The organism is Muricoccus nepalensis (genome assembly GCF_006438825.1).
Lineage (GTDB): Bacteria > Pseudomonadota > Alphaproteobacteria > Acetobacterales > Acetobacteraceae > Roseomonas > Roseomonas nepalensis.
Genome location: NZ_RCZP01000071.1, coordinates 1 through 14,428 on the forward strand (window position 1 = coordinate 1; position 14,428 = coordinate 14,428).

At 60.7% G+C, this 14,428-nt stretch carries 14 protein-coding genes and 2 pseudogenes; 9 read left to right on the top strand and 7 right to left on the bottom strand.

What is annotated here, in order from left to right; translation table 11 throughout:
• The 3 genes from EAH89_RS29180 to EAH89_RS29190 all read left to right on the top strand — a co-directional run.
• A partial coding sequence (locus tag EAH89_RS29180; protein ID WP_140887354.1) for a transposase domain-containing protein occupies window positions 1-267 on the top strand: 267 nt, incomplete at its 5' end.
• 12 nt (window positions 268-279) lie between these two features.
• A complete protein-coding gene (locus EAH89_RS29185; protein WP_140887357.1) occupies window positions 280-693 on the top strand; it encodes a transposase in 414 nt (137 codons plus the stop codon).
• Window positions 602-982 (top strand): transposase, encoded by a 381-nt coding sequence (locus EAH89_RS29190; protein WP_140887359.1) that lies wholly within the window; start codon window positions 602-604, stop codon window positions 980-982. The genes EAH89_RS29185 and EAH89_RS29190 overlap by 92 nt, the downstream gene beginning before the upstream one ends.
• Before the next feature lie 333 nt (window positions 983-1,315).
• Here EAH89_RS29190 and EAH89_RS29195 read toward each other — a convergent pair whose 3' ends face one another.
• The gene (locus EAH89_RS29195; RefSeq protein WP_140887362.1) at window positions 1,316-1,663 is read right to left on the bottom strand and encodes an SWIB/MDM2 domain-containing protein; all 348 of its coding nucleotides are present in this window, start codon (window positions 1,661-1,663) and stop codon (window positions 1,316-1,318) included.
• A 100-nt stretch (window positions 1,664-1,763) separates the two neighbouring features.
• The gene (locus tag EAH89_RS29200; RefSeq protein ID WP_140887364.1) at window positions 1,764-2,186 is read right to left on the bottom strand and encodes a hypothetical protein; all 423 of its coding nucleotides are present in this window, start codon (window positions 2,184-2,186) and stop codon (window positions 1,764-1,766) included.
• A gap of 231 nt (window positions 2,187-2,417) precedes the next feature.
• Here EAH89_RS29200 and EAH89_RS29205 point away from each other — a divergent pair, with 231 nt between their 5' ends.
• Window positions 2,418-2,819, top strand: coding sequence for a MarR family transcriptional regulator (locus tag EAH89_RS29205; protein ID WP_140887367.1), 402 nt, complete (start codon window positions 2,418-2,420; stop codon window positions 2,817-2,819).
• A gap of 346 nt (window positions 2,820-3,165) precedes the next feature.
• Window positions 3,166-3,804, top strand: coding sequence for a hypothetical protein (locus tag EAH89_RS29210; protein WP_140887369.1), 639 nt, complete (start codon window positions 3,166-3,168; stop codon window positions 3,802-3,804).
• Between the two features lie 82 nt (window positions 3,805-3,886).
• Here the strand turns inward: EAH89_RS29210 and EAH89_RS33285 are convergent, their stop codons facing one another.
• The 4 genes and pseudogenes from EAH89_RS33285 to EAH89_RS29230 form a co-directional block, all read right to left on the bottom strand.
• Window positions 3,887-4,222 (bottom strand): helix-turn-helix domain-containing protein, encoded by a 336-nt coding sequence (locus tag EAH89_RS33285; RefSeq protein WP_161993833.1) that lies wholly within the window; start codon window positions 4,220-4,222, stop codon window positions 3,887-3,889.
• Window positions 4,219-4,458, bottom strand: a pseudogene (locus EAH89_RS29220) (bifunctional ornithine acetyltransferase/N-acetylglutamate synthase); the annotation flags it as partial. The pseudogene EAH89_RS29220 and the gene EAH89_RS33285, both read right to left, overlap by 4 nt.
• Window positions 4,459-4,752: 294 nt before the next feature.
• Window positions 4,753-6,192: a class I SAM-dependent methyltransferase gene (locus tag EAH89_RS29225; protein ID WP_140887375.1), complete on the bottom strand. Its 1,440-nt coding sequence runs from the start codon at window positions 6,190-6,192 to the stop codon at window positions 4,753-4,755.
• 596 nt (window positions 6,193-6,788) lie between these two features.
• Complete coding sequence (locus EAH89_RS29230) at window positions 6,789-9,062, bottom strand: glycosyltransferase (RefSeq protein WP_140887378.1); 2,274 nt, start codon at window positions 9,060-9,062, stop codon at window positions 6,789-6,791.
• Between the two features lie 660 nt (window positions 9,063-9,722).
• Here EAH89_RS29230 and EAH89_RS29235 point away from each other — a divergent pair.
• The 3 genes from EAH89_RS29235 (at window position 9,723) to EAH89_RS29245 (ending at window position 13,746) form a co-directional block, all read left to right on the top strand.
• The gene (locus tag EAH89_RS29235; protein ID WP_140887380.1) at window positions 9,723-10,784 is read left to right on the top strand and encodes a WcbI family polysaccharide biosynthesis putative acetyltransferase; all 1,062 of its coding nucleotides are present in this window, start codon (window positions 9,723-9,725) and stop codon (window positions 10,782-10,784) included.
• A gap of 851 nt (window positions 10,785-11,635) precedes the next feature.
• Window positions 11,636-12,582, top strand: a protein-coding gene (locus EAH89_RS29240; RefSeq protein ID WP_206667722.1) for an IS630 family transposase whose coding sequence is annotated in 2 segments (ribosomal slippage) — window positions 11,636-11,956 and window positions 11,959-12,582 — 945 coding nt in all. Because the reading frame shifts where the segments join, the coding sequence is not laid out codon by codon here.
• Window positions 12,583-12,798: 216 nt separating this feature from the next.
• Window positions 12,799-13,746: an IS110 family RNA-guided transposase gene (locus EAH89_RS29245; RefSeq protein ID WP_140887383.1), complete on the top strand. Its 948-nt coding sequence runs from the start codon at window positions 12,799-12,801 to the stop codon at window positions 13,744-13,746.
• 20 nt (window positions 13,747-13,766) lie between these two features.
• Here EAH89_RS29245 and EAH89_RS29250 read toward each other — a convergent pair.
• Window positions 13,767-14,141: pseudogene (locus EAH89_RS29250) on the bottom strand (IS30 family transposase); the annotation flags it as partial.
• A gap of 57 nt (window positions 14,142-14,198) precedes the next feature.
• On the opposite strand from EAH89_RS29250, the gene EAH89_RS29255 reads away from it, so the two are divergent.
• Window positions 14,199-14,428, top strand: a 230-nt coding sequence (locus tag EAH89_RS29255; protein ID WP_140887249.1) for a transposase, incomplete at its 3' end; no start/stop codon positions are given.

Genomic DNA, 14,428 nt, shown 5'->3' on the forward strand with positions numbered 1-14,428 from the left:
TGCTTGACCAACAACGCCGCCGAACGCGCTCTCCGCGGCGTCGCCCTCGGCCGCAAAGCCTGGCTGTTCGCGGGCAGTGACCGCGGCGGCGAGCGCGCTGCCGCCCTGTACTCCCTCATCACCACCGCCAAGCTCAACGACGTCGACCCGCGTGCCTGGCTCGCCGACGTGCTCGCCCGCATCGCCGATCACCCTGCCTCAAGGCTCGACCAGCTCCTGCCTTGGCACTGGAAGCCGCGCGCAGCCTCGCTCTCAGCCGCTGCCTGATCAGCCACCGCGGTGTTCACCGGATGGGTACTCTACGCTGCCGTCCGGCCCGCCACCGGCGAAGGGTTCGCCCTCGTCCTGCCGGCGGTGTCCACCACGGCCATGGCCCTGTTCCTGGAGCACTTCGCCGCCACCCTAGCCCCCGACGTTCACGCCGTTCTCGTGCTCGATCAGGCAGGCTGGCACGGCTCACGCCAGCTCCGTGTGCCCGACAACGTCACCCTCGTGCCGTTGCCGCCCTACGCACCCGAGTTGAACCCGGTCGAGCGCGTCTGGCTCCACCTCCGCGAGCGCTTCCTGTCCCACCGTCTGCTCAACAGCAACGCCGCCATCGTTGACGCATGCTGCCAAGCCTGGAACGCCCTCACGCCCGAGCGCCTCCAATCCCTCACCAACTATCCCTGGATCAGAAAAGTCACTTCATAAGCTCGGNGACGTTCACGCCGTTCTCGTGCTCGATCAGGCAGGCTGGCACGGCTCACGCCAGCTCCGTGTGCCCGACAACGTCACCCTCGTGCCGTTGCCGCCCTACGCACCCGAGTTGAACCCGGTCGAGCGCGTCTGGCTCCACCTCCGCGAGCGCTTCCTGTCCCACCGTCTGCTCAACAGCAACGCCGCCATCGTTGACGCATGCTGCCAAGCCTGGAACGCCCTCACGCCCGAGCGCCTCCAATCCCTCACCAACTATCCCTGGATCAGAAAAGTCACTTCATAAGCTCGGCGGTATGAGACCCCTCCGGGTGCCGAGCCGGCGGCCTCGTCACCGGGCGCGAGCGCATCGAGTGGCATGCGCGGACGAGAGGAGGAGGGCGGGCCGGCGCGGTGGTCGGGGGGATTGCGCCGGCCCTGAGCGTCCAAGGTGAGGGGGCGCCCTGACGCCTTGCCGGGCACCTAACCATGGATGCGCGAATGATCCACAACGAAAGTTACCGAGGCTGGGGGAGGGGGATGCGAGGGCCGCGGCGGCGGCGTTGGCAGATCCGCTCCGATCCGCCGACGTCCGTACCGACCGCTCCGTGTCAGCTGCCAGGGACGGTGGGAGGCCGCACTACGTAAGGTGCCGGGCAAGGTGCTTGTTCATCTCGAACATCGTGACCTTGTCCTTGCCGAAAACCTTGCGCAGCTTGCTGTCGGCCAGGATCTCGCGCCCGTCCTCCGGGTTCTGCAGCTTGTGCTCCTTGATGTACGACCAGACCTTGCTGACCGCGTCGCCGCGGGCGAGTTTCCCCTCGCCGATGACGGCGGCCAAGTCCTCGGAGGGCTGCAGGGGCTGCTGCAGCGCATTTGGCTTAGCCCCCTTGGCGGGCTTTGCCACCTTGCCCGCCTTGGTCGGCGTCGCGTCCCCGGTCGTCTCGGGCTCTGGCTCTGATCCTTCTGTGCTCGCTTTTTTGGGCATGACTGGATCCCCGTCGTTCGTGTTGCTGACCTCGCAGGCTGGCCACAGCACGGGTCGGCGCGCAACGCCCGCTCGGACCAGCCCGCGCCGTACTCGGCGGCTACCCCTCGCCGGCGAGGCGGAGCAGGGCGTTGACGAGGTCCCAGGCCCAGGGCTCGGCCATGGTGTCGTGGATGTTCTCGAAGCTGTCCCAGAAGGTGGCCTCGAGCTTGGCGGCACGGGCCTTGGCGATCAGGCCGGCCAGCGTTTGCGGCTGGGCCGCGCTGATCGCGTCGCGGTTGCTCTCGTAGGCGCACCAGGCGGGGCCGTCCTCCTCCTCGTCCGGGGATGCCTTCACAGCCTCCAGACAGGCCAAGTGCTCGGCGCAGCGGCGGATTAGGTCGTGGTCGGGGTTGCCGATCATGGCCGGCGCGACGGCGTGGGGGAGGGTGGGAACGAGAGGCGCGGTCCAGGAGCGCCGGTCGAGGCCGAAGGGCGGTGCGCGCCCGGGCGCCGCGTTGGCGGCGGAGGGCGTGTCAGCCATGACGCGGCCTCCAGGGTGCGAGGGGTTTTCGTCGTCGGACGGGTGCCAGATTCTCCGCCTGGGGCGGACACGGGGGCTGAGCCTGGACCGACGGTGCAACCACAGAGAGCCTCGTTGGCGAGAGAATCGGCGATAGATACAACCGGAGGTTGAAGTGTAATCGTTATCGACCCATAAAGGAAAGGTCGGAACGACCCGTCCTGCCAATGGTTCAGGAGAAGGAACCCGCCCATGCCCGTGCACGGCACACCCGACCAGCTCATGGGGATCCTGCGGGAGACCGTCGTCTCGCTCGTGCGCCGGGACGGCCCCGACCTTTCGGCGCGCCAGCTCGGCGTGTTCCTGACGGTCTATCTCGGCGAGGGGCCGCACACCGTACGCGGCCCGGCCGCGTCGCTCAACGTCTCCAAGCCCGCGATCACCCGCGCGCTGGACCGCCTGGGCGAGCTGGACTTCGCCCGCCGCAAGACCGACCCCCAGGACCGCCGCTCCGTCCTCGTCCAGCGCACCGTCAAAGGCGCCGCCCTCCTGCGCGAGATCCACACCGTCATGGGCGAGGCCGCCGTGTCGGAAGGGACCGTCCCGAACACCGCGGCCACTTGGCCCAGCATGGCAGGCGTGACTACCGGGTAGCGTGCTCCCCCAGCCAGCGTCGGGCTCCTGTGTACCGGCGCGCTGGCGATCCCGCCAACGTGCCGTAGGTGGGTAGTCTTGCTGGCCCCGTATGCCAGAGCCCGCTACGCGAAGGGCTGCGAGGGCAAGTCAGGTTGGCGGGTCCGGAAGGCTGTGGCAGCCTGCATCGCATGACCTCTCCGTTCCGCTACCCAGCCGAGGGTATCTAGTCTGCAGTATGGCTGTACCACTGCCTCGGCCTCGGCCTCGGCCTCAGCCTCAGCATGCGTGACGTCGAGCTGATCCTTGCCGCGCGTGAGGTAGTGTTCAGCCACGAAACCATTCGCAATTAGGGCCCCAGGGAATAGTGGAGCATCGCCAGCTGGCGTACGATGGCAGATCCAGCGTAAAAACTGATAAGAGCTCCGTGAATGACAGTGCGCAACCTTTTAAAACCGTGAAAGCCGGGAATGAGAAGATGAAAGCTTCCCTAATGATGCATGAAGGTGCTCAAGAGGAAGTAAGCCTTTCAGTAAAAAACACCTCTTTAGGAACAGAGCTTTATGTCTCCGAACAATGCATGGGGACGCTGAACAGAAGACATGCAATGGACGGAAAAACATCTGGGCATTTGCTGATGGCCACTTGCGAAATCTGCATCCACGGCATATTTGAATCGACAATTTTTCTATGCGTCAATAAACCAACTTCAAAACTTTGTTGGTTAAATATCGCGAAATTTGATACGTCTGCTGACCAACTTTATGCATCTACAAGGGAAAAATTGCGCCAAACGAAAATTTGGATCGAAATTCTCCTGCCTTCACGCGCATCGAGCGTCAACGTCAAATTTATTCTTTTTGCAAAAGAAGATGAAATTAACACCTTGAGATTAAACAGCGAATTGCATGATTTTCTCTCCATAAGGTGGCTAAAGCGCGAATCACTCGTTCGTGAAATCAGTTCCCTCGAACGCCAAGTACTAGTTCCCACGATTACTTTCTAAAATGAACTAAGAACAGTATATATCATTTTGGATTCAAAATATTTAGTAAACTTATATCTGGATGTACTGAATTGTTAACCGATCACGAAGAACGGTATCGTTCTCGAGCTACCATGGTGAGCGAGCCGTCGGGCGCCAGCTCCTGCCGAACCACGTCGGCATTGCCGCCATGCCGTACCAGCCGCTCCTCCAGCCAGCCCGATAGCTCCCCCAGCGCCGGCACACGCCGCGCACGAGAGTATCCCGACCAGGCTCCCTCCCGCACATACCGCCGCACTGTCTTGGGACAGGTGCCGAACTCCCGCGCGATCCGCTTGACGCCCCAGCCACGCGCCTTGAGCGCCAGCATCGCCGCCACCTCGTCCGGCGTCCGCACCGGCTCGCTCCGCGCCCCGTCCAGCGCGGAATCCTGGATCACCCCAGCCCCATCCATCGACGTCCCTCTCTCCCTCTCCAGAGAGGAGCGAATTCATGTCGCCAGGGGAGGGTCATGTCGATGTAGCCGTGGGTGAGGTCGCAGGTCCAAACCGTGGACTCGCCGCGTCCGAGGTTGAGGTCGACCTCGACGTCGATCTCGCGCCCCTTCATGTGCTCGACCACCGGCGCCTCGTCGTAGCCCTCGACCACGCCGCCGTCCTTCGCCATCCAGGTGCCAATCAAAGGTTCAGTCATGAGGGCTCCATGCTCTCGACCGGATCCTACCGCAGGAAGGCCCTCAGGATAAGGTCGGGGTTCAGCGCGGTAACTCTCCAAGCGTTGGAACCTTACCCGATGGCCACCAGGTAACATCTCGTGCCGCCACATGCACATCCATGCACCGTCCAGTGCTCCTGCTCCGCCCTCCGGTTCGAAAGAATAAGGCTTCCTTCTCCACACCCTTTTCACAACGTACCGGTGCAAATCCGTCATTATCTTCATTTTGCAGACGCGCACCAGAAAGCGTTCGGCTCAAGCACCATCCCTATCCAACTTTGATGCGAGCTGTTTTGTCCAGGTGTTCAGGAACCCGTCCCAGGTTTCTGCGATCCTAGCGTCACTCACAAGGGCGCTCATAGTTTCGTCTAGACTAACTTGGCCGAACTCAGGGTAATTTGCTGGATTCGAACGGGACTGCCCTGCTTCGAGCCACAGACTCTTAAAAACGGATTTTTCGTACGAGACAGGCCTTCCGACCCACAGGTCATGTAGTGTCCAGAGCAGCACGCCGAACGGGTCAATCACCGGAGCGGCAGTGGCCTGCTCGAAATCAACGAGCACAATCCTACCGTCTGCGGCCACAATTAAGTTATGGGGAGCCATGTCGTTATGATAGCCGACCCGACGCTGTGTTGCATGGGCTATTCGAAGGATCTCAAGCGCCGCCCTTCTTCTGTCAGTATCGGTTTTAAACCGTGGCAAAGCTTCCCGCAACATTGTCCCTCGGACGGCGGACATCTTAACAGCAGCGAAGCTCGGTGTGGCCAACCAATCGGTGATCACGGGCGCGAAGCCGCTATCTCGCATCCGCAGAAGCGCTTTGACCTCGTTACGAAAATCCCCCGGACCCTGATAGTCATTGAAACGATACAATTTGACGAAATCTTTGCCTCCTGTGTAGTATTTGCGGCTAATTTTTTCTTCGAAATTGTCACTGAATCCGATTTGGGTCGGTTCTATTTCGATGGAGCCAAATCGTGCACGTTTTCGGCGTAGAAGATACAGGGGCCTTGGCTCGCTAGTGAGTCTAGTGACCTCTAGGTCGTTGCAATCGGCGAAGACCTCGTCCGGCTCCCATGGCAGGAGGTGATCCTTCCCGTGGGAGATGTAGTCCTCGCGCTTCGCCAGTTCGACAAAGACTACGTCGACGCGGCTCACCAGTCGGGCCATAAAGGCCTTTGTATAGGATAGACCATAGCGAAATATTAATTGATGCACGACGTTGAAGAGGAGGACAGCATCCACGCTCTCAAGATCATCCTCTCCCTGCTCTATAACATCCACAATATTGCAATCATAGAACCGAGCCGTTGAGTTGTTATAGCTAGCCAGCATACGACACAGATCAAGGTGATCTGGCATAATCTCAAGACCAACCACGTTCGGGAGTGTCTCTGAAAGCGAAAAAGAGGCGAACCCGCAGTTGCATCCGACATCGAGTATTCTAATTTGCCGCTTCTGTATTACGTTCTCAAAATGACTTCTGACGAAGTTGCAGTTCCTCTCCAGAAGATTTATTCGGTAGCTAGGCATGCTTTCGGAAAAGCCATAGATGGGATGATACTGCGGCTGTTGTTTTTCAATGGCCTCGACACGCTCTCTGATGCGCAGTTCGAGTTCCGGTTTCGAGGCTTCGCTAAAGTGTGGTGGAGACAAGAACATCGATCCGAACGGACGCAAAACTGATTCCATAGCTCTACCTTGAAAGTTAGAGTTTGATGACACACTAAATCGTATAGAAGGAGGACGCAGCCTTGTCACTTTACTGGTTCATACGACAAGGGACGTATGGAACTGCCACGCATGGCTTGCCAGTTTGGCCGCGTGTTCTAGCGCGGGAGAAGCGCTCTGCGTGGAGACCCTGGCCGGCTCGCGAACAGGCCCGGCGCAGTGGGGCGAACGCGCCTGCTGGCTGAAAGTGTCATATTTCGCCAGATAAACCCACTTAGGAGCAGTCGCTCCAATCGTAACGGTTGGATTGACCTAACCACTCCGAGCGCTCCTCGGTCAAAGTCTCCCGCCTTAGGGGGGCGGATCAGGTTTGTAGGCAAGGTCCCAAACGAATTTGCCTCGTCTGCTAGGCAAGTGACTAGAGTTGCCCGTGCTGTCCCAGAGTACCAATCTGCCTATGAGGCTGGCCAAGGTCGTTCGACGATTCATCTTTCCATGCTCGCCCACAACCTTGAACCCTTCCCAAGCTGCTGGCCGTAGCGATCTAGCGACCGGAGTCCATTGGTAGCTTGCTACCAGAGTTGGAACCCGCGGCAATCAATGCAGATACCCGACAGTCACTGGGCATGCACGAAGTACTCCGTCCTGACCGGAGGCACTCCCATCGCCTCGGACATGTCACCAAAAGTGACGCATTCAAGGAACCGCAGCCGCGATGCCGTATCGGTCTCGGCGCAGACCATGACGCCGAGCACGCCAAGCGATGCGATCCGGTGGTCTGCGCCTTTCGTCCCCTCCCGGAAGTCGGTCGACTTATCCGCCCTGACCGTAATCTGAATCAGGCGCTTCCCGGAGGATGTCGGAGGAAGACGGACGAGGAGCCACTTGGTCTGATCCGCCTCAATCCACGATCTTCGGTTTCCCGCCCCTTCAATGGTGATCGTCACCGTCGAAGGCACTCCCTGCACGCCACGGATGCCGAGAAAGATCAACGCGCTCTCCTCCGAAGGCAACTCAACCAGCATCGCCAGACGTGCCGGCCGGGGCTTCGTCCAGCACCCCCATGGCTCCGGCCACCACCAAGCATCACCCTGTCGCAGGATTTCGCCAGGAACCATGCCCGGCCAGATGTTGGTCTCAGTGTTCTCCGCAAGGGAGTAGTAGCGGCCAGGAACAATCTCATAAGGCCAGACCTTCGCTGTCTTGGCATACTCCGCCTGCCGCGGCGGCGCGGCCGATTCCGATTCCAAGGCCCAGGCGCGGATCTGGGCAACAATCTGTTTCGCCACGGCGGACCACGGCCGCGGCTGGAACTCTCGAGCGATCTTTTCCTCGCGCACCGCACGATACTCTTCGTCGAAGAGCAGGCGCTCGGCTGCGGAGACTAACTCGCGCTCGGATGATGGATCGATGTACTCGGCGAAGTCACCACCCGCCTCTGGCAGGCTGGAGACGTTCGCAACGATTGGGACCTTGCCGTAGCAAAGAGACTCTGTGACCGGCAGCCCCCAGCCCTCATACGAACTCGGGTACAAGGTGAAGAGACAGTTCCGGTAGAGACCCTCAAGCTCGGCGTCTGAGATCTTCGAGAGCATCACCACGCGCTCACGAAGAAGGCTGCTGGCAATGAGCTTCGCATGAATCGCATCGTTCAGCCAGCCGTGATTTCCGACACAGACGAGCTTCGGGACCTTTTGTGACCCATGCCTTTTGATCAGCGTCAGCCACGCGGAAAAGGCGAGAAGGTGGTTCTTGCGGGACTCGATGGTGGACACGAAAAGAACGAACGGCTTCCCTAGAAGGTCATGGGCGGATAGGAGCTGCTCGGCAACTGCCGCGCCAGAGTCCCGCAACACCTCGGAATTAGCCCGCCTGTAGTCCGCATCCAGCGGCACCACCACCGGGTCCTCGATCTTATGTCCCAGGACGGCGGCAACTTTCGCCACATCAGCCGCCGTGGCGTTGGAGTTCACCAGGATGTGGTCCGCGTGCTGGAAGGCTCCGGTAATCCAGCTGATAAAATCCCGCGTCAACTCCGTCACGCAATGCTCAGGCGTCATGATCGGGATGCAGTCATGCACGAACGGCACATACCGCACCCCGAAGCGCGCCTTGGCGCTGCGCAAATTCAGGAAGTAGTTCTGAAGCCACCAAGAGGTGCCTAGATTGAGAATATAGGCGCCCTGCGGGAAGGCGGCAGGTCGCCCCGTGTCGATCGCCCTGTGCAGCTCCGCGCAGACAGCCTGCCATTCGGGTGCATCCGTCTCACCACCACTGACGGCAAGGCGGCAAAGCTTTTGAAAAAGGCTCACAGGAATGTCGAGCCAGAAGTCCGTCTGCTTTGTGAAGCAAACAATAGAGAAGTCGAAGTCAACCGACGGCTGCTCGGCGAAATTGCGAATGACTTCAATCTGGACGCGCTGGATCCCTGTAGGAAGACGCGCCGCCATGAAGTACTGAAGCAGATCGCTGACGTCGAAGGCGATGTGATGGACCGCGGCAGTGCCGGTCGATATCAGCATGGGACTGCCGGCGATCTCGCCCAAATGGACCAACTCCCTTTGAGCCTCGTCACATTCCGGTTCCACTTCTAGAGCCCGGCGGTAAGCGGCGGCCGCCTCGGAGGATTGCCCCATCAGCTTGAGCACGTGCCCCAATTGCACATGCGCATCAGCATCTCCAGGGCGAAGCTTAATCGCCTGCTTGTAGGCAGCTACGGCCTCTTGGTAATCGCCACTTTCCTTAAGCGCGTGACCGTATTGAACCCAGATATGTGCTAGAGAGGGATCCTTGTCGAGAGCACGCTTATACGCATCCCTCGCCCTGTACCAGTCGCATGCGTCTCGGGCTTTGTCGCCAATCTGCAGGAAAGTTTTAACACCAGCAAACACACTGAAATCCCTAGCCTAGAGCCCGGCGAAACAGGCCGTTGTTGCGTGGATTGAGTCACCCAAAGCCAGAAAAGCTTTTTACGCTACCATAGTCTCTCGACTAGCTCAAACTTTCGTTGTGCGCGAAATGCTACGATAGCGTATCGGCAGGCCGATGGCCGATGCGCTCCAAGACTGGATTGCCAGCGTCGGTGCCGAGGCCGCCGCCATCAAGCCCAGCAGCCCGTGATCCCGCGTTCGGCTGATCTGCTACGCACCATCAGCCCCCTCCTCTTGCCGAGACCGAAGGCAAGGCTTCGCCGTCTTCTTTCCTGTCTGAGCCCCTCGAAGCTACCCGGCTCAACACCCTCTTCGCGTCCCTGGGCAAGTTGGTCAGCGTCGGCGCCGTGTAGTGCCGTGGGGTTGCCATCCGGCTCTCATGTCCGATTATGGCGGCCACCTTTGCAGCCCGACCTCCGAAGCGCTGGGCATGGGTGATGAGTACCCTCCCCCGTGTGGGTGGACACGTCGGATGAGCTCCTGCGGGAGCGAGGTGCCCTGATGACGAGACGAGGCTTAGTTTGCCTTCAGTAGTGCCTTTCACGCCTGTCTAGTTGCCCTAATTGCAACGGTTTTGTAGCGTGCCAAGGCTGGTAGTGACGAAAGGCCCAAAACAAGAATATGCAGAAGACAACAAGTAGTGACGTGGTTTGGGCTTTTCGTCATCTTCTTGGCCGAGAACCAGAAGGCGCGGACGTTATTGAACAGCACAGGACTAGTGTACCAGATCCAGCAAATCTGCCACGCTTTCTGTTTCGTTCCAAGGAGGCTTTCTCACGATTAGGTCTTGCGCCCACTGTGGGCCAATTCTGCAGATATCGCCCACAGGCACAAAAAATTCTTGTTATAGGAAACTGCCAGGGTCCCAACTTAGCCTGTGCCATAGCTGCGATGAGTGACGTCTCAGTCTTCGGCGTAGAAGCCATGTATTATACAAAGGCACCAGACATCTTTCGTGAGGCCATTGCTTCAGCTGACGTTATCATGACCTGCGTTTTGGCAGACCATTTTGATGAAATAGCAACATCGCGCCTTCGGCTGATTTCACCCAAGCCCGTAGTCACATACTCGCCCTTATATTTTGACGGGCTGCTACCGGACATGACCTATTGGGGGCACCACGCCGACCGTGCCAAATCGCCTGTGGGAGAGTATCACTCAAAGATTGTTCTACAGTCTTTTTTCAAAGGTCTCACTGAAGGAAATTGTTTAAACCGCTTTCGGTTGGAAGAGTACCAAGCCCTTGGCTATGGCGAACGCACGAAGATAAGTTTGGCAGAATTGGATAAGCGAGAAGCTGATTGCGACGTGAAATTTACATCGTTCATTGCTGATCAATTTCGAAAACACCTTCTTTTTCTCACCTTTAACCACCCCACAACAACGCTCTTTCTTCACGTAGCACAGAAATTATGTCGGGCGGCAAAAATTTCTGTGAATGCTATTGCGCAAAACAGTTTTTATAACTCTCTTCTCCAGGACACGGTCTGGCCGATCTACTCTGGCATCGCGCAGCTGAACCGCCTCGAATTTCCCGTCGGGCAGGCGTTTTCTAAACAGGGAATAATTATAACACTTGAAGAATTTGTGTGGCGCTCGTACGAGATCTACACCAGCTTCGGAGCTGAACGGTTGTTGCAATCGGCTTCAGGAACACAGAGAAAGGAGGTGTTAAATGCCTAGAGTATTCGTGTTGCTCAAGCGGCCTTTAGCGTCCAGTGCCGGCGTTTGCGGAGCAGTGCGTTGGCGCGGATAAGGAGCTTTCGCATGACAGCGGTGATAGCAACCTTGGGCGGCTTTCCAGTGGCGACGAGAGCCTAATCCTTGGCCTTCTTGTTTTCGTTAAAGCGGATTGCCACCAGGGCTGGCCTATCTGCCCCAGAAGGCCCTCAACCGAGCGCGGCTGCACGGCGGGCCGGGGCGGCCCGAACCCGTCGGCAGGCACGGTTCGAGGAGGCCACGCGGCTGCACGCCGCCGGAGCCTCGATCAGCGCCATCGCGGCCGAGATTGGGGCCGATCGCAAGACACTCCGGCGCTGGCTCCAGTCCGGTGCACCGCCCAGCTGGCGTCAGCCGCGCCGTGGCAGCCTGCTCGAACCCTACCGGGCACAGCTGGAGCGGCGCTGGGCCGAGGGGTGCCGCAACGCCGCCCGGCTGTGGCGCGAGATCGCTCAGCAGGGCTTCACGGGGCGCTCCTCCTTGTCCAAGCCTGGGCAACGCAGCGGCGGCGGGCTGATCCGGGCGCGACCGGCGGCCGGTGATGGTCAACGGACAGCGCTGGCGGCCACCATCGGGCCGCTGTCTTGCCCGCATGCTGATGGCCGATACCGCGACCTTGCCGAAGCCGGAGCGCGGCCTCGTCGAGAACCTGCTCGAGAAAGCGCCAGGTCTCCTGAAAGCGGCCATCCGCAACCGCGTGCCACCCAAGGGCTGCATTCACCACTCGGACCGCGGATCGCAACTTAGAGCACTTCAGGCTTGCACGGAATCGCGGGTTCTGATTCGACGCTGCTGATGAAGCAGCGAGGCTGATGATGACGGCACCGCTGTCGCAGGACCTGCGCAAACGCCTGGTCCGGGCTGTTGAGGAGGGCGCCTCGGCGCGGGAGGCGGCGGCCCGGTTCGCCGTCAGCGCGTCGGCGGCAATCAAGCTGGTGCGGCGGGTGCGCGAGACCGGCAGCACGGCTCCTGCCAAGATCGGCGGCTACCGCAAGCCGTTGCTGGCCGGGCAGGAAGAGTTCCTCTGCGAAATGACGGCTAAGCGGAAGGGGATCACCTTGGCCGAGATCCGGGCGGCGCTGATCGAGCGCGGCGTGGCGCCGGTCTCGCTGATGACGATCTGGTCCATGCTGAAGCGGCTCGACCAGTCACACAAAAAAAGCTGCTGAGGGCTGCCGAGCAGGACCGGGCCGATGTGGCCGAGCACCGCCGCCACTGGCGAGTCTGGCAGCGCTACATGGACCCGGAGCGCTTCGTCTTCCTCGACGAGACCGGCGCGGCCACCAACATGGTCCGTCGCTACGGCTGGGGACCGCGGAGGGAGCGCCTGGTTGACGCCACGCCGCACGGCCACTGGCGCACCACCACCTTCATCGCGGGCCTACGCAGCACCGGCCTTGTCGCACCGCTTGTGCTGGATGGCCCGATGACCGGTGAGGCGTTCCTCGCCTACATCGGCCAGTTCCTCGCCCCCACTCTCTCCAAGGGCGACGTCGTGGTTCTCGACAACCTCGCCGCCCACAAGGTCGCCGGTGTGCGCGAGGCAATCCGCACCACTGGCGCCAGCCTGCTCTACCTGCCGCCCTACTCCCCCGACCTGAACCCAATCGAGCAAGCCTTTGCCAAGCTGAAGGCCCTGCTCCGGAAGGCTGCCGCCCGCACCCACGAGGCACTCTGGACCACCATCGGTCGCCTTCTCGAGACCTTCACCCCCGCCGAGTGCAGGAACTACCTCGCCAACTCAGGCTATGCGTTCGAGTGAAGTGGAAATGCTTGTCTGATGATGTCCCCGCCCTTTCCGGCAAAGATGGGGTGCTGCCGACGAGCTGCGAACTCGCCGGCAGCGAGAGGGGACGGGTCGTGAAAAAGCTGGCCGTCATGGGCCGAGCTAGAGTGTGACCGCCCCTCTCTTTTCCTCGTGGCCTGAACGGATACCCGGGCGTCATGGCCCGGATGACAAGCAAAGGACGCGGAAAAGATGCCTTCGAACGTAGCGCAGACTGTTGGCGTCGACATCTCCAAAGCTACCCTCGACGTCTATCTGCACCCGCAGGCCATAGCCCGGCAGTTCCCAAACACCATGGCCGGCGTCGTGGACCTGCTGTCGTGGCTCGGACAACGGCCGATCCACCGCGTCATCTTCGAGCCGACAGGTGCCTATCACCACCGGCTTGAACGCCAGCTCGGCAATGCCGGCGTGCCCATGGTCAAGGTCAATCCGCTGCAGGCCAGGCGCTTCGCCGAAGCCATCGGGCAGCGCGCCAAGACCGACGCCGTCGATGCCGCCATGCTCGCCCGGTTCGGCGCGCTGGATGCACTGCAAGTCAGGCCGATGGTGAGCCAGACGCTCAGCGACATGAAAGAGCTGCTCGTCCCCCGGCGCGGCCTGGTCAAGGACCGCGTCGCTGCGTCCAACCGAAACCACACCCACCGTGCGCCACTGCTCAAGCGGCTGGCCGATCAGCGCCTGCGCCAGGTTGAGCGCCAGATCGCCGCCATCGATGCCGCTTTACGTGCCCTATGCCAGGCAGATGTCGAACTGAAGGCCCGCTTGGAGATCCTCGTCAGCATCCCAGCGATCGGCGAGGCGACCGCACTGGCCATGCTCATCGAGATGCCGGAGCTCGGCGCCATGGACAACAAGTGCGCGGCCAGCTTGGCCGGTCTGGCTCCGGTCGCCCGCGACTCAGGGCAGCACAGCGGCAAGCGCTTCATCCGGGCCGGTCGCGCCCACCTACGTCAGGCCCTCTATATGCCAGCCCTAGTGGCGATCCGCTTCAACGCGGACATGAAGGCCAAGTATCAGGCCCTCGTCGCCGCTGGAAAGCCGCCCAAGGTCGCTATCACAGCGGTCATGCGGAAGCTCCTCATCCTCGCCAATGCACTGCTCCGCGAACACCGAAACTGGACGCCTAAGCCCGCTTGACCAAGACGGATACTCTAGGTTCAACTGGTCGTCGCAACACCTGTCTGCGCTGATCGCAGCACTGCATCAAGAGCTTCGGCTGGCGTTCTCCAACCGAGCGTCTTGCGCGGTCTGGTGTTGAGCGCTGTCGCTACGGCAGCGAGGTCATCGGCGCTGTGTGCGGCCAAGTCGGTCCCCTTCGGGAAGTACTGTCGCAGCAGCCCATTCGTGTTCTCGTTCGTGCCCCGCTGCCACGGGCTGTGCGGATCGCAGAAGTACACCCTCAACCCAGTGTCGATCCGCAGCCTTGGGTGCTCCGTCATCTCCGTACCCTGATCCCAGGTGAGTGACCGGCGCAGGGTCTCCGGCAGGGTGGTGATCGTGCGCGTGATGGCATCGCGTACCGCTGACGTGCCCCCGTAGAAGCGGTCCGTCGGTTATGTGGACCGGCGGCTGTTTTGAGGAGGCAGAGGATGGGCCGGAAGAGGACGCACACGCCCGAGGAGATCGTCGCCAAGCTGCGGCAGGTTGAGGTGCTGACCACGCAAGGCAAGCCGGTGTCGGAGGCGGTGCGGGCGATCGGGGTGACCGACCAGACCTATTACCGCTGGCGGGCCGAGTTCGGCGGCCTGAAGCTGGACCAGGTGAGACGGTTGAGGGAGCTGGAGCGGGAGAACGCGCGGCTGCGGAAAGCGGTGTCGGA

What these genes read in the sequence shown, in the direction of transcription:
- EAH89_RS29195 (WP_140887362.1), bottom strand. Translation starts at nt 1,663, where the DNA reads ATGCCCAAAAAAGCGAGCACAGAAGGATCAGAGCCAGAGCCCGAGACG.
- EAH89_RS29200 (WP_140887364.1), bottom strand. Translation starts at nt 2,186, where the DNA reads ATGGCTGACACGCCCTCCGCCGCCAACGCGGCGCCCGGGCGCGCACCG.
- EAH89_RS29205 (WP_140887367.1), top strand. Translation starts at nt 2,418, where the DNA reads ATGCCCGTGCACGGCACACCCGACCAGCTCATGGGGATCCTGCGGGAG.
- EAH89_RS29225 (WP_140887375.1), bottom strand. Translation starts at nt 6,192, where the DNA reads ATGGAATCAGTTTTGCGTCCGTTCGGATCGATGTTCTTGTCTCCACCA.
- EAH89_RS29235 (WP_140887380.1), top strand. Translation starts at nt 9,723, where the DNA reads ATGCAGAAGACAACAAGTAGTGACGTGGTTTGGGCTTTTCGTCATCTT.
- EAH89_RS29245 (WP_140887383.1), top strand. Translation starts at nt 12,799, where the DNA reads ATGCCTTCGAACGTAGCGCAGACTGTTGGCGTCGACATCTCCAAAGCT.